Origin of the sequence: Thermosynechococcus sp. NK55a (genome assembly GCF_000505665.1) — a bacterium.
Lineage (GTDB): Bacteria > Cyanobacteriota > Cyanobacteriia > Thermosynechococcales > Thermosynechococcaceae > Thermosynechococcus.
In genome coordinates this window covers 2343132-2356049 of sequence record NC_023033.1, presented here as the reverse complement: position 1 = coordinate 2356049, position 12918 = coordinate 2343132, and the positions used below count along the sequence as shown (strand labels likewise).

The following is a 12918-nucleotide window of genomic DNA, read 5'->3' as shown; positions in this document are numbered from 1 at the left end:
CGATCCCCTATGCTGAAGCGTCTTTCACCTTGGTTACTGGCACTGGCACTACCCGTAGGTGCCCTTTTCACCCCCCCTGTCAAAGCAGCTAACGTTGTCTCCCTCACCTATGGTCCTTTTCAGCGATCCTTCCCCCTGTCGGAGTTAGAGGAATTTGTGTCCACCCAAGAAGCAACGGGTCAATTGCGAGCATTGATGCGGCTGGTTCCCAAAGATAGCCAAGCCAAGCTCCTTGAACTCTTGAGTATGCGGCTGCCCTTTAATGTTGTGCAAACCGATCAAATTCTAGCCAGTCCCATTGGCAAAGATTTACTCAAACAATTTTCTCAGGTCACAATTCGCCGTGATCAAGCTGGGGAAGTTGCCCTTCGGGGTGCGATGCTCACTGCCGCTGCCTCTCCAGAAGGATTGAGCGTGATGTCGTTTTTGAAAAACTATCCTGGTGAAACCATTAACTTGGATTTGCGCAAGCTCAACCAAATGCTCAAGAAACAAGACGGCATTATGAGTATGTTCGGGAAATTACGCCCATAGCGCCAAAGCATTGACTGAGATTTAAAATGAACAAGTCAGGTGCAGGGGTAAGGAAGCTCCTGCATTTTTTCATGAACTACTCCTGTTCTCGCAGCCACGTCCACCAGCGATTCAAGGGGGCATAGAGCAAGGGTGCCCAAAGACTACTCATAATAGCTGAGCTAAGCGCTACTTGCCGATGGTGCTGCCAAATTTCCTCTAGGGGAAAGCCACTGCCAAGGGTCATTTGGATTGCGATGATGGTTTGCTGCAGGATGGCCATTGCAAAGGTAATCAGAGCAACGGAAATAAAATCCTCAGAAACAAAACGCTGCTTTTGCATCAGGGCGGTCAGCCCCCCCACCAAAGCTAAGCTGACTGCATGGCTAGGATGAGCACTGACCAAGCCATCTTGAATCCAGCCGAGGGCAATACCCGCCAGTACCCCTTGGCCCCACGATCGCTTGACACTCCAGACCACCACCCAGATCAAAAACCAGTCCGGCACCAATAGAGGCAAGTTAGGTAAGTGAATAAAGCTCAGCAGGGCACAGAGTCCCACAGAGCCAATGGTAATCAGCCAGTTGAGACTAGTGAGACTAGTTCGGTGTAAACGTGTCTGTCGGTTCAGCATAGGGAATGACGGTCACCCACTCAAGGCGATCAAACGGCGCCCCAAGAATAACGGTGGCATGGGGATGGGTGGGATCGCTCAGTTCCACCGATTGCACCTCACCAATGGGAATGCCTGCTGGATAAAGACTACTCAGGGCTGAGGTATAGAGAACATCCTTGGGCTGTACCTTCGGGTCTTTCTCTAAAAACTCGACAATCACCTGCTGGTTGAGTTGTCCCCGCAGAATCCCCATCTGCCGCGTTCGACCAACCACAACCCCCACGCGACTGGCGGGATCCGTGAGTAACATGACTCGGCTGGTATTGGGAGTAAGGCTGGTAATGCGGCCAACAAGACCACCGTTACCCACCACCACTGAGCCAACGGTTAAGCCCTGACGAGTGCCTTCCCCTAAGAGGAGCGATCGCCACCACTGATCGGAACTGCGACCAATCACCGGCACAATGCGGCCATTCAAATTGGGGAGCATCGGTGCATTCAGCATGTGCCGCAACCGTTGGTTTTCCGCCTGAAGGGCAGCCAGTTGCTGCTCCAGTTGCCATGTGCGAGCTTGAATCAGGGCTTGCTGATCGTCCACTGCGCCTTGAAAGGGCAAACTGAGAAGGCGGTAGAGTTCACGAATCGCTGCCCCATTGGTCGCGCGCAAAATCCAAGCCGTTGTGAGGACTAAGGCGACAAGGCCGAGGCTACCTGCATATCGTCCCCACCAGCGCAGCAGAAAAGCCATCACTGCTGATCCTTAACCAATCACTGCCGGTTGTGTAGAAAAGACCCGAGCCAAGTCTTTGAAGTTTTCCAGTACGCGCCCAGTACCCATGACTACACACCGCAGGGGATCCGCTGCCACATGGACGACAATGCCGGTTTCATGGCTAATCAGGGTATCGAGACCCCGTAGCAGGGCACCACCGCCGGCCAACATAATCCCGCGATCAACAATGTCTGCGGCCAGTTCCGGCGGGGTTCGCTCAAGGGTACGCTTAATCGCTTCAATAATCGCCGACAGGGGTTCGGCCATGCTTTCGCGAATCTCTTCTGCTTTGACTACAACTGTGCGTGGTAGGCCAGAGAGTTGGTGCAGGCCCCGCACTTCCATGGATTCGGAGTCATAGCTGTCATTGGGATAGGCAGAGCCAATGCGAATCTTGATCTCCTCAGCTGTGCGTTCACCAATAATTAAGTTGTGTACTTTTTTCAAATATTGGACAATTGCCTCAGAAATTTCATCCCCAGCCACACGGACGGATTCACTCAAAACGGTGCCCTGTAAACTGAGAACCGCCACCTCAGTCGTGCCACCGCCAATGTCGACAATCATGTTGCCCGTTGGTTCTTCCACTGGTAAACCTGCGCCAAAGGCAGCGGCCACGGGTTCATCAATCAAATGCACCTCCCGCGCCCCCGCACCCCGAGCCGCATCCTCAATGGCACGGCGTTCGACACCGGTAACACCGCTGGGAATACCAATCACCACACGGGGGGCAAAGAGATTCTTGCCGCCGTGCACTTGGCGCATAAAGTGCTTCAGCATTAGTTCGGCACGTTCAAAGTCGGCAATCACACCATCCCGCAGTGGACGTACGGCCACCACATTCCCGGGTGTCCGACCCAGCATTCGCTTCGCTTCAGTACCAACGGCAAGGGGTTGTTTGGTGTTTTGGTCAATGGCGACAACGGACGGTTCCTCTAAAACCACACCGCGTCCGGATACATAAACCAGTGTGTTGGCTGTCCCCAAGTCAATGCCAATATCTCGTGATAGCCGACTAAATAATCCCACGATGGTGTACCCCTTCTTTGAATCCTGTTGGTTGTAGCAGTGCTGTTACCAAAAAACGTGATGGCAAGATTGTATTATGTTTTGTTTGGAAAATCTCGCTGGGTTCTCCCTCTGTCGAGATTGTTGGCTAAGGGGATGACTCCTAATTTCTTGGCTCATATTCCTTAGCTGACGACTCCAAAGTAAGCTATGAAGCTATTGATTGACAACATCCTCTTCATCAGGGTCACTCAAGGCTATGCCATTGGCTTCACGCCGAAAGGTTTGCTGCTGCTGCTGGGTGACTTCGATACCGACGGCGATCGCTTCCTTGAGCCGTTCTAGGGTTGCCTGCCAGCGCTCCTGGGTGGTCTCTGAAAGGCGATCGCGATATTGCTCAAAACTGGCAGTAATGTCTTCGAGCAGTTCGGGTAGGGCATCAGCGGATTTGCGTAGCAGTTGGCGGGTTTCTTGACCAGAGCGGGGAGCAATCAATAGCCCCACGACTGTGCCGATCGCACTCCCTAGGAGCAGCCCCCCCAAAAAGGTACCACCGCCACTCTGTTGCCGACTCATCGCTTTCTCCTTCGTAGGCGGCTACTATACCATCCTATCCAGCTTAGCAAGGTTAAAACAGACGGACATTGCGCTGTTGCCGACGCCATTTAGGCAATTGCAATCGCACACTTGACACACCCCGCTGGCCAATGATGATTACCTCCGGAGCACCACCTAAGACGCGGTGGGTACTCCGCTCGGCATTCAGTAGAGCACGGGACACCCCCCGCAGAATCTGCCGCAGCTTCACCAACTGCCAGGCCAACCACAATGCAATCAGCGCAATCAGGCAATTGCAGCCAATTACAATCCAAACCATGCGCGGTGTCGGGGGCATTGAGATTGACCATGATGGGTTGATCTTTTCATAGCACCTCCGCAAGGCAAAAGGAAGCCGGGGACTTCAGTCGCGGCTGGTTTGCAGATGGCCACACCGTAGTTTACTAAAGACAGCAGGGTTACTGGCTGAGGGCACCGCAATGGTCCAATTCCTCTCGAAAGTAAAACGTTACCAACGGATAGGGCCTTGGCTACTGTCGCTGTTGCTGGCGACGCTCGTCCTCGGGGCTGGGCTGGTCAAGTGGCATCATGGGCGATCGCCGGCGCCTCCCTATAGGCTCAATGGCGAGGCTCCGCCCAAAAGTGTGCCAGCGTTGGTGCAGTGGGCACGCTCTGGGGATCCCCTCAAACGCGATCGCGCCCGTTATCTGCTGGCAGTAGACAGTCTGCGTCGAAATCAGCCCCAAGGGGCTCTCCAGTGGCTCGAGGGTCTTGAGCAGACTTACCGGCCTATGGCTGCACCGATTCTGCTCCTTCGGGCTAAGGCCTATCAGCAACAGGGAGATGACCGCAAGGCAAAGGCAACGTGGCAACAGTTGCTGCGGGAGTATGGCACGGCGCCGGAGGCAGCGGTGGCCCTGTTGAATCTGAACCGGCCAGAGGAAGCAATTGCGCGCTTTCCACAGCATCCTGCCGTCGTCAACTATGTGGCGCAACAGTTAGAGAAAAATCCCGATCAAGTCCCTTACCTGAAGCTGGTGGCACGCCACGGTCTTTTTCTTCAGGCGTACGGTACCTACCTGGAAATTTTGCGCCAGCGCTACGCCGATCAACTCACGCCGGCCGATTGGGAAGCGATCGCCTTTGGCTATTGGGAAAAAATGCAGTATGCCTCGGCAGCAGCGGCCTACGCCAAAGCACCGCCAACCCCCTTGAATCTCTATCGGGTCGGCCGGGGACGCCAATTGAGTGAGGATACCGCCGGGGCGATTGCTGCCTATCAAGCCCTGATCCAACGCTTTCCCAACAGTTCAGAAGCCGCCCTTGCCCAACTGCGCCTTGCCCACTTAGCCAAAACACCGGCGGCACGTCTCCCTTTGCTGGCCAAGTGTCTTCAGTTCGCCACCCAAAATCAAGCGCCAGCGATCGCTGCTGATGCCCTTCTGGCACAGTACCAAGCCTATAGGGAACTGGGGAATACCAAAGGGGCACAACAAACCCAGCAACAGCTCTTCAAGGCCTATCCCCAAAGCAGCGCTGCAGCAGAACTGCGCTGGCAACTGGCCCAAGGAGCTGCCCAAAAACGGCAGTGGTCTCAGGCACAACAGTGGGTTAGGGAGATTCTCAAGTTTAACCCTGAGAGTGAGCTTGCCCCCCAAGCCGCCTTTTGGCAAGGAAAATGGCAAGGGGAGGCAGGACAACCCCAAGGGCAACGCCAAACCTGGCAACTGGTTACGGAGCGCTATCCCCACACCTACTATGCTTGGCGAGCTGCCAGTCTGCTTAAGAAACCAGTGGGCACCTTTACAACCCTGCGACAGCAGCGCCCCTCAGTGGCGGGCGATCGCCAAACCCTGCTCCCTTTAGCGACGGGGAGCCCAACCCTGCAAGAACTGTATCTGCTGCGGCAATTTCAGGAGGCTTGGCAGCGCTGGCAGTGGGAATTCCAGAACCGAGTGACACCAACAGCGGCAGAGCAACTCACTGATGGCCTGATTCGCCTTGGTGTGGGGGAATACCTCGATGGCATCTTTATGCTGCAAAACTTGTTTACACGGGCCGCCAGGGAACCGCAGGTGGCCACATTCTTGGCGCCCCTTCGCCGTGATGTCCGCTTCTGGTATGCCCTTTACCCCTTGCCCTACTGGGAATTGGTCAAAAAGTGGTCACTGACCCACAACTTAAATCCCCTGTTGGTGATGGCCCTGATTCGCCAAGAATCTCGCTTCGAAAAGGACATCCGCTCAGTGGTGGGGGCAACGGGGTTAATGCAGTTGATGCCAGAGACGGCCGCTTGGATTGCCGAGCAGTTGAACCTAGAGGACTATTCCCTTGTGGATCCAGAGCACAATATCCGTTTGGGCACGTGGTACTTTGACTACACCCACAATCAATACAATCAAAACACACTCTTAGCCTTGGCCAGTTACAATGCCGGTCCCGGCAATGTCAGTCAGTGGCTAGAGCGGTTCGACATTGGCGATAGCGATCGCTTTGTGGAATCGATTCCTTTTCCTGAGACCTATGGCTATGTCAAGAGTGTCTTGGAAAACTACTGGAACTACTGGCAACTCTATGCCCAGCCCTAGGAAAAATCGTCTATTCTCTACAAAAGAACAGGGTTGAATCATGGATCAAGATATTCCTGTTGCGGAGCGGCTACAACCCATCACCAAGGGTAAGGAGGAGCCTCGGCGAGGGGCAATCGTCAGCGCCATTGCGCTCGTGGCTTTCATGGGGGTAGGAGCAGCCTGGTTCCTGAATCGTCCTGCGGAATCACCCAGGGGAACGGCGTCAACGGTAACGCCAACAGAGAATCTGCTGGGACATCTGCCCTATGAAGAGGCTCCCCTCGCAGAACTGGAACCAGTGAGCGGCGATGGCCAAATCAAGTTACGGCGCGCCGCAGCAGAGCGGTTTCGGGCAATGGTGGCCGCCGCGCAGCAGGAGGGGGTGGTGTTGATACCGCTTTCTGGATTTCGTTCCAAACAGGATCAGGACTATCTTTTCTTTGAGGTCAAGGAGCAGCGGGCACAACGGGCAAGGGAGCGGGCATTGGTGAGTGCACCCCCCGGCTATAGCGAGCACCATACGGGCTATGCCATTGATATTGGTGATGGCACCCGGCCACAGACCCATCTTAAGGAAACCTTTGAGGATACCCCTGCCTTTCGTTGGTTGGGAAAGAATGCGGCTCGTTTTAGTTTTGAACTGTCCTTTCCCCGTAATAATCCTCAGGGAGTGAGTTATGAACCTTGGCACTGGCGATTTGTTGGCGATCGCCACAGTTTGCAAACCTTCTACAAAGCACGACAACTGACACTGAGGGATCAGCCATGAGGGGATTTGGCCATCGGGCGGTTTTAGTGACAGGCGGCACAGGCGGGCTGGGCCAAGGGGTAGTGCCAGTTCTCCTGAGCCACGGCTATACCCTGACAGTTCCCTACATTGATGGGGCTGCCCGTGCTGCTCTCGAAAAGCAATTGGCGGCGGCGGAATTGGCCAATGTGCGGTTTGTGGCAGCGGACTTGAACAATGAAAGTGAAGTGGCAGCTCTGTTGGAGCGAATGCCGCAATTGGATGCCGTGGTTCACCTCGTGGGTGGCTTTAGTATGGGGCCAACCGCACAATTTGCCCTCAGTGATTGGCAGCAGAGTTTTCGCCTCAATGTCGAGACCACCTTCTTGGTCTGTAAGCACGCCCTTAAACGCATGCAAGCACAGCAATACGGACGCATCGTCACCATTGGCTCACGGGGTGCAGTTGAGCCAGCGGCTGAACTGGCCGCCTATTGCGCCGCCAAAGCCGCAGTAGTGGCCTTTACGCGGGCGATCGCTGCTGAAACCAAAGGCAAAAATATCACGGCCAATGTGATCCTTCCCAGCATTATTGATACCCCCGCCAATCGGGCGGCGATGGGGGAAGCCCAAGCAACAAATTGGGTGAGTCCTGCGGCGATCGCTGAACTGATTGCCTACCTCATTTCCGAGGGAGCGGCGGCCATTAGTGGCGCCGTGATTCCCATCTATGGCAATGCCTAGGGCGAATTGCCATGCTCTTTATCATTTTGCTGGTTCTTCTTTGTACGATCACCAATCTCTTTACCAAGGTGCTCATTTTAACTCCCCTAGAAGTGTTGCGCGCCATTCATGTTCCTGCAATCCTCCTTTGGGGCGGTCTGATCCTGCTGTTGGCGTGGATCATGGGAGACTAGAGCCCTACACCTTCAGGACCGTTTGGCTAAATTCGGCAATTTGGGCAGCGGCCACCTCTAAACAGGGGCGATCGCGCACTAGGGCAAAGCGCACATAGCCCTCTCCCCCCTCCCCAAAACCCGAGCCGGGAGCCGCTGCAATCCCAGTTGCCTGAACAAGGGCTTGACAAAAGCCAAGGGAATCCCGTTGCCAAGGCGCCGGCAGTTGCGCCCACACATACATCGTCGCTGGCGGGAGGGGCACCGGCCAGCCATGATCGCCGAGGGCTTGGACAAAGGCATCGCGCCGCTGCCGAAAAATCTCCCGCGTCTGCTGGACACAGGTTTGATCTCCTGTGAGGGCAGCAATGGCCCCCCGCAAGATGCCGGCGTATTGGTTAAAGTCAATCACCGATTTGATTTGGCGCAGGGCAGCAATGATATCGGCACGGCCAATGGCAAAGCCAATGCGAAACCCGCCCATATTGTACGACTTCGAGAGGCTATAGAATTCAATCCCCACTTGGCGATCGCGATCCACTTCAAAGATCGAGGGTGCCCGCTCCCCGTCAAAGACCAGATCAACATAGGGGAAATCATGTACCAGTAAAATCCCGTAGCGATCGCAAAACTTAACCGCCGTCTTGAAAAAGTCCAAGGGCGCCACTGCCGTGGTGGGATTGTGGGGATAGCTGAGAATCAAAAGTTTGGCCTGCTCCCGTACCATCAGGGGAATCGCTGCCAAATCTGGCAAAAAGTGATCTTCTGAGCGCAGGGGTAGTGGATACACTTGTCCACCCGCAAGATAGACCCCACCCGCATGGGAGGGATACCCCGGATCGAGCACCAGGGCATACTCTTGGGGGTTCATCACCGCAAGGGGCAAGTGCGCCGTCCCCTCCTGGGAGCCAATGAGCGTCAGCACCTCCCGCTCGGGATCCACCCTGAGGCCAAAGCGGCGTTCAAACCAAGTGGCTACTGCCTGGCGAAAGGCCGCCGTACTAGCAAAGAGTTGATAGCCATAGGTACTGGCATCGCGCACCGACGCTTCAATGGCCGCAAGAATGTGATCGGCTACGGGCAAATCCGCAGAACCAAGGGAGAGATCCACAATCGGCCGCCCAGTGGCCGCCACCGCTGCCTTTGCCCGATCCATTGCATCAAAAACATTGCCTTGGAAATACCGCAGGCGATCGGCCAGCCTCATGCTGCCACCTCCACATCACTGGAGAGCAAGGCCTCGACAAATTCAAAACTGGAGAAGGGGCGCAGATCCTTAATGCCCTCGCCAGCACCAATGAAGCGAATCGGTAGCCCCAATTCCTGTACCACCGCCAAGGCCACCCCCCCCTTGGCGGTTCCGTCCAACTTGGTCAGGATGACCCCAGTCAGTTGCGCTGCTTCTGCAAAGATCTGCGCTTGACGCAAACCATTTTGGCCGAGGGTAGCATCGAGAACTAGGAGCGATTCAATTTGAGCATCGCCCGCCTTTTTATCAATGATGCGGCGGATTTTCTTGAGTTCCTCCATCAGGTTGGCCTTGTTTTGCAAGCGGCCAGCGGTATCCACCAGGAGCAATTCTGTGCCTCGGGCCTGGGCAGCCCCAATAGCATCAAAAACCACAGCAGCAGGATCGGTATTTTTGCCGGGGTTGGCAATTACCTCCACATTGGAGCGCTGTCCCCAAATTTTCACCTGTTCGGTGGCGGCTGCCCGAAAGGTATCTGCCGCCGCAATCAAACAGCGATAGCCCGACTGGCTAGCAATGTGGGCGAGCTTACCAATGGTGGTGGTTTTCCCGACGCCGTTGACACCGGCAATCAACCAAATATTCAGCGTGCCCTTTTTCGGAGCAAAGTTGCGGCGGTAGCCCTGTTGAAAGGGGCGATCAAGAATGTCCCGCAGAATCTCCTTCAGGTAGGCGATCGCCTGATCGGCAGGGAGGGTTTCTTGGCGAATTTTTGTTTGCAGCGCCGCAATAATTTGATCTGTGGCCTTGACCCCCACATCCGCCTGCAACAGCAGCATCTCAATTGCTTCGACAGCATCCCGACTTAAGGGGCCTTGGCCGACGATCGCCCGCAGTTGATGCACCAGCCCACGACGAGTTTTGCCCAGACCTCGGCGCAGGCGTTGTAACCAAGTAATTTCCTCAATATCCACCTCCTCTGGGCGCCGGCCTTGGGCGGCAAGGACCGCCGCCGACCACAAAAAGCCCTCATCAAGGACAGGGGAGGGGTCTGGTTCCCCAGGCTCAGCTTCAACAACGGGCTGGACAGCAGCAGGTTCATCCGCAACAGCGGTCTGGGCAGACTCCCCAGAGACAGGAAGGGGGGCATCAGCCGCCACTGCTTCAGCCGTCGGTGTCTCCTGAGTTTCTTCAGTGGTTTCAACGGTTGTAGGACGCTGCAATGCCTGTCGCGCTTGAATCGACTGGAGTGCCGTTTTGGCCCAGTTGAGGATGCTGGGGGAAGCAGTGGATTCGGTGGATTCTGCAGGTGGCGCTTCCGTTGGGCTTTCTGCAGCGGGGGATGGCTCCTCACCACTGCCGCCAAACTTGCGTCGAAACCAATTAAAAACCATGCCCTGTCCTTTATCCGACTGAACTTGCCTATTTTCCAGAATAGCCTTGATTTTCCTGTAAAAAGGCTTGCAGGCGATCGCCCACCCAACGGCTCAAGACAGGATGACATACCACCAGAGGTTGCCAGTGCTGCACATCGGCACGATTGTAGCGGGGTAATTCGCCATTGACATAGGTAAAGGCCCCCGCCGCCTCCTGCATGATCAAATCCGGTGCCGCCAAGTCCCAATCCTTGGGGGCACTGCCCCCTGTGAGGCTGACGTACAGATCCGCATCCCCTTGGCAAATACTCGCCGTTTTACAGCCCATACTGCCCATCGGCATTAGCTGCACCGATCCCAAGCTGGTTAGAAATGCCTCTAGGCGATCGCCCCCATGGCTGCGGCTCATCACCACCCGCAGGGGCTGGTCAGGGCTGGGGGGCTGAACTTGCAGGCGTGTTGAACTGTGGCGGGTTTCTCGATAGGTGCCGCCACCGGCAATGGCGGTGTAGATCACCTCCTGCTCAGGCCAGACCACAGCAGCTAAACAGGGGCGGTGTTTATGGACAAGGGCAACGTGAATTGCGTACTCCCCCGTCTGTTGCAGAAAGTCATAGGTGCCATCCAAAGGATCAATGATCCAGACATAGGGCTGCGATAGGGGCTGACCTGCTGTGTAGGTTTCTTCTGTGAGATAGCCAAACGCCGAGGCCGGAAAATGTTCTTGGAGGGCACGGCGCAAAAAGGCATCAATTTGCTGATCCGCGAGGGTGACGGGATCACCGCCTTTATCCTGCACCGTTAGATCCTTCACCTGGCGGTAAAACTGGCGCAGTTGCTCAAGGGCCTGCCAAAGAATGGGGCGCAGGGTGGCAAGGGTCTTCTCAAGATCAAGGGAGGAGAACATCTAGGCTGCCTCAAGGGAAAGACCACGGGGAATCGCGGCAATTAATGTGCGGGTATAGTCGTGCTGGGGCTGTTGGTAAACGGCTTCCGCCTCACCCATTTCCACAATTTCGCCATTGTACATAACCATCAGGCGATCGCTCATAAATTTAACGACACTCAGGTCGTGGGAAATAAAGAGGTAGGTCAGTTGAAATTCCCGCTGGAGTTCCTTGAGTAAATTCAGCACCTGCGCCTGAACCGACACATCCAAGGCAGACACCGACTCATCACAGACGACAAACTCGGGATTCAAGGCCAAGGCACGGGCAATGCAAATCCGCTGCCGCTGACCCCCCGAAAATTCATGGGGATAGCGATTCTGAGCTTGGGGATCAATGCCCACCCGCTCAAGGAGATAGGCCACCCGCTCTTGGTGTTGCCGTTGCGAGTGATGAGGGCGGTGAATCCGCAGCGGTTCGGCCACCAACTCGCCAATGGTCATGCGTGGGTTCAAGGAACTGTAGGGATCCTGGAAAATCAGTTGCATGCGCTGCCGCAGGGGACGCAATTGGCGAGGCGATAAATGGCTAATGTCGCGATCGCCAAAAAGAATCTTGCCTTGGGCGGGTTCTAGGAGGCGCAAGAGGGTGCGTGCCAAGGTGGTTTTGCCACAGCCCGATTCCCCCACAAGGCCCAAGGTCTCCCCTGTGCGAATCGTAAATGAGACATCCCTGACTGCGGTTAGCGAGCGCTGCCCCCCCGCAACCGGATACTTAACCCAGAGGTGCTCCACCTGCACCAAGGGGGGTTGGCTGGCCAAATGGGCTAGGCGTTCCCGCTGCTGCCCTGGGGAAATCACTTCTAATTGCGGGGAGGTGGCCCCTAGAAAATCCGCCACCGTTGGCAGAATCGCCAGACGCTGATCCAAGCGGGGACGACAGGCCAGTAGCCCCTTGGTATAGGGATGTTGGGGGTGGCGAAACACCTGCTGAAGGGTCCCCGATTCAACAATTTGCCCTTGGTACATGACAACGACCTGATCCGCCAATTCCGCAATCAGATTCAAATCATGGGTCACAAAAATCAATGAGAGAGGGTACTGCTGCTGTAATTCTCGCAATAGCCGTAGGATTGCCGCCTGTACAGTCACATCGAGGGCAGTGGTGGGCTCATCAGCAATTAAGAGCGCTGGCGAAGCGGCCATAGCCATGGCAATCATCACCCGCTGAATTTGCCCCCCGGAGAGTTGATGGGGATAGCGACCGAGAAACCGCTTTTTCTCCTCAAGGGGGTCTTCCGGTTTGAGGAGATGCACCTGCTCAAGGAGGGCGATCGCCCGCTGTTGACATTGCCCTTGGGAAAGTCGTTGCTGCGGATCAATGGCCTCTGCCAGTTGAAAGCCAATGGAATAGACCGGATTGAGGGAACTCATCGGTTCTTGGAAGACCATACTGATTTGGCGACCGCGAATCTGCTGCATTTGGCGGGGGGTGCAGCGCAGCAAATCAATGGCTGTCCCCTCTGGCTCTGGCTGAAACCAGGCTTGGCCGTGGCTGATCTGTCCCGGCGGCAAGAGCAACTGCAAGAGCGCCAAACAGGTCACTGATTTCCCTGAACCCGACTCACCGACAATGCCAAGGGTCTGGCCACGCTCCAAGCGAAAGGAAATCCCATCCACTGCCCGTAGGGTTTGATCGGTCTGAGGAAAGTCAACGGTGAGGGCTTCGACACGCAAAAGGGGTGATGACATCGCAGAGCAAACCAACGCGGAATAACCATAGAATAGAGACAATTCTGGCATTCACG

At 55.5% G+C, this 12918-nt stretch carries 14 protein-coding genes; 5 read left to right on the top strand and 9 right to left on the bottom strand.

From position 1 onward, the window contains the following. Positions 1 to 9: 9 nt before the first annotated feature. Positions 10 to 534, top strand: coding sequence for an alpha/beta hydrolase (locus tag NK55_RS11460; protein WP_024125865.1), 525 nt, complete (start codon positions 10 to 12; stop codon positions 532 to 534). A gap of 76 nt (positions 535 to 610) precedes the next feature. Here the strand turns inward: NK55_RS11460 and mreD are convergent, their stop codons facing one another. From mreD to NK55_RS11435, 5 genes are all read right to left on the bottom strand, one after another. Next, complete coding sequence (gene mreD / locus NK55_RS11455) at positions 611 to 1147, bottom strand: rod shape-determining protein MreD (RefSeq protein WP_024125864.1); 537 nt, start codon at positions 1145 to 1147, stop codon at positions 611 to 613. Next, positions 1113 to 1877: a rod shape-determining protein MreC gene (mreC, locus tag NK55_RS11450; RefSeq protein WP_024125863.1), complete on the bottom strand. Its 765-nt coding sequence runs from the start codon at positions 1875 to 1877 to the stop codon at positions 1113 to 1115. Before mreC ends, mreD begins: the two co-directional genes overlap by 35 nt. Positions 1878 to 1889: 12 nt before the next feature. Then, positions 1890 to 2930 (bottom strand): rod shape-determining protein, encoded by a 1041-nt coding sequence (locus NK55_RS11445; RefSeq protein ID WP_024125862.1) that lies wholly within the window; start codon positions 2928 to 2930, stop codon positions 1890 to 1892. Between the two features lie 195 nt (positions 2931 to 3125). Beyond that, positions 3126 to 3485, bottom strand: a complete 360-nt coding sequence (locus tag NK55_RS11440) for a YtxH domain-containing protein (protein ID WP_051372855.1) — start codon at positions 3483 to 3485, stop codon at positions 3126 to 3128. 52 nt (positions 3486 to 3537) lie between these two features. Beyond that, on the bottom strand, positions 3538 to 3786 hold the full coding sequence (locus NK55_RS11435) for a hypothetical protein (RefSeq protein ID WP_024125861.1): 249 nt from the start codon (positions 3784 to 3786) through the stop codon (positions 3538 to 3540). 160 nt (positions 3787 to 3946) lie between these two features. Here NK55_RS11435 and NK55_RS11430 point away from each other — a divergent pair, with 160 nt between their 5' ends. From NK55_RS11430 to NK55_RS13330, 4 genes are read left to right on the top strand one after another with little or no spacing between them, the layout of a single operon-like run. Beyond that, a complete protein-coding gene (locus NK55_RS11430; RefSeq protein WP_024125860.1) occupies positions 3947 to 6055 on the top strand; it encodes a transglycosylase SLT domain-containing protein in 2109 nt (702 codons plus the stop codon). A gap of 40 nt (positions 6056 to 6095) precedes the next feature. After that, positions 6096 to 6806 (top strand): M15 family metallopeptidase, encoded by a 711-nt coding sequence (locus NK55_RS11425; protein WP_024125859.1) that lies wholly within the window; start codon positions 6096 to 6098, stop codon positions 6804 to 6806. Next, a complete protein-coding gene (fabG, locus tag NK55_RS11420) occupies positions 6803 to 7507 on the top strand; it encodes a 3-oxoacyl-ACP reductase FabG (RefSeq protein ID WP_024125858.1) in 705 nt (234 codons plus the stop codon). Before NK55_RS11425 ends, fabG begins: the two co-directional genes overlap by 4 nt. A gap of 11 nt (positions 7508 to 7518) precedes the next feature. Further along, positions 7519 to 7680: a hypothetical protein gene (locus NK55_RS13330; protein ID WP_024125857.1), complete on the top strand. Its 162-nt coding sequence runs from the start codon at positions 7519 to 7521 to the stop codon at positions 7678 to 7680. 4 nt (positions 7681 to 7684) lie between these two features. Here NK55_RS13330 and NK55_RS11415 read toward each other — a convergent pair whose 3' ends face one another. From NK55_RS11415 to NK55_RS11400, 4 genes are read right to left on the bottom strand one after another with little or no spacing between them, the layout of a single operon-like run. Then, positions 7685 to 8866, bottom strand: a complete 1182-nt coding sequence (locus NK55_RS11415) for an LL-diaminopimelate aminotransferase (RefSeq protein WP_024125856.1) — start codon at positions 8864 to 8866, stop codon at positions 7685 to 7687. After that, on the bottom strand, positions 8863 to 10242 hold the full coding sequence (gene ftsY, locus NK55_RS11410) for a signal recognition particle-docking protein FtsY (RefSeq protein ID WP_024125855.1): 1380 nt from the start codon (positions 10240 to 10242) through the stop codon (positions 8863 to 8865). The genes NK55_RS11415 and ftsY overlap by 4 nt, the downstream gene beginning before the upstream one ends. A gap of 28 nt (positions 10243 to 10270) precedes the next feature. Further along, positions 10271 to 11131: a 3'(2'),5'-bisphosphate nucleotidase CysQ gene (locus NK55_RS11405; protein ID WP_024125854.1), complete on the bottom strand. Its 861-nt coding sequence runs from the start codon at positions 11129 to 11131 to the stop codon at positions 10271 to 10273. Further along, the gene (locus NK55_RS11400; protein WP_024125853.1) at positions 11132 to 12862 is read right to left on the bottom strand and encodes an ABC transporter ATP-binding protein; all 1731 of its coding nucleotides are present in this window, start codon (positions 12860 to 12862) and stop codon (positions 11132 to 11134) included. Between the last annotated feature and the right edge of the window lie 56 nt (positions 12863 to 12918).

Excerpts from the sequence above, each read along its gene's own strand:
- NK55_RS11460 (WP_024125865.1), top strand. The coding sequence starts at position 10 with ATGCTGAAGCGTCTTTCACCTTGGTTACTGGCACTGGCACTACCCGTA.
- NK55_RS11425 (WP_024125859.1), top strand. The coding sequence starts at position 6,096 with ATGGATCAAGATATTCCTGTTGCGGAGCGGCTACAACCCATCACCAAG.
- NK55_RS11400 (WP_024125853.1), bottom strand. The coding sequence starts at position 12,862 with ATGTCATCACCCCTTTTGCGTGTCGAAGCCCTCACCGTTGACTTTCCT.
- NK55_RS11405 (WP_024125854.1), bottom strand. The coding sequence starts at position 11,131 with ATGTTCTCCTCCCTTGATCTTGAGAAGACCCTTGCCACCCTGCGCCCC.
- NK55_RS11430 (WP_024125860.1), top strand. The coding sequence starts at position 3,947 with ATGGTCCAATTCCTCTCGAAAGTAAAACGTTACCAACGGATAGGGCCT.
- NK55_RS11440 (WP_051372855.1), bottom strand. The coding sequence starts at position 3,485 with ATGAGTCGGCAACAGAGTGGCGGTGGTACCTTTTTGGGGGGGCTGCTC.
- mreC (WP_024125863.1), bottom strand. The coding sequence starts at position 1,877 with ATGGCTTTTCTGCTGCGCTGGTGGGGACGATATGCAGGTAGCCTCGGC.
- NK55_RS11435 (WP_024125861.1), bottom strand. The coding sequence starts at position 3,786 with ATGGTTTGGATTGTAATTGGCTGCAATTGCCTGATTGCGCTGATTGCA.
- NK55_RS13330 (WP_024125857.1), top strand. The coding sequence starts at position 7,519 with ATGCTCTTTATCATTTTGCTGGTTCTTCTTTGTACGATCACCAATCTC.
- fabG (WP_024125858.1), top strand. The coding sequence starts at position 6,803 with ATGAGGGGATTTGGCCATCGGGCGGTTTTAGTGACAGGCGGCACAGGC.
- ftsY (WP_024125855.1), bottom strand. The coding sequence starts at position 10,242 with ATGGTTTTTAATTGGTTTCGACGCAAGTTTGGCGGCAGTGGTGAGGAG.
- NK55_RS11415 (WP_024125856.1), bottom strand. The coding sequence starts at position 8,866 with ATGAGGCTGGCCGATCGCCTGCGGTATTTCCAAGGCAATGTTTTTGAT.
- mreD (WP_024125864.1), bottom strand. The coding sequence starts at position 1,147 with ATGCTGAACCGACAGACACGTTTACACCGAACTAGTCTCACTAGTCTC.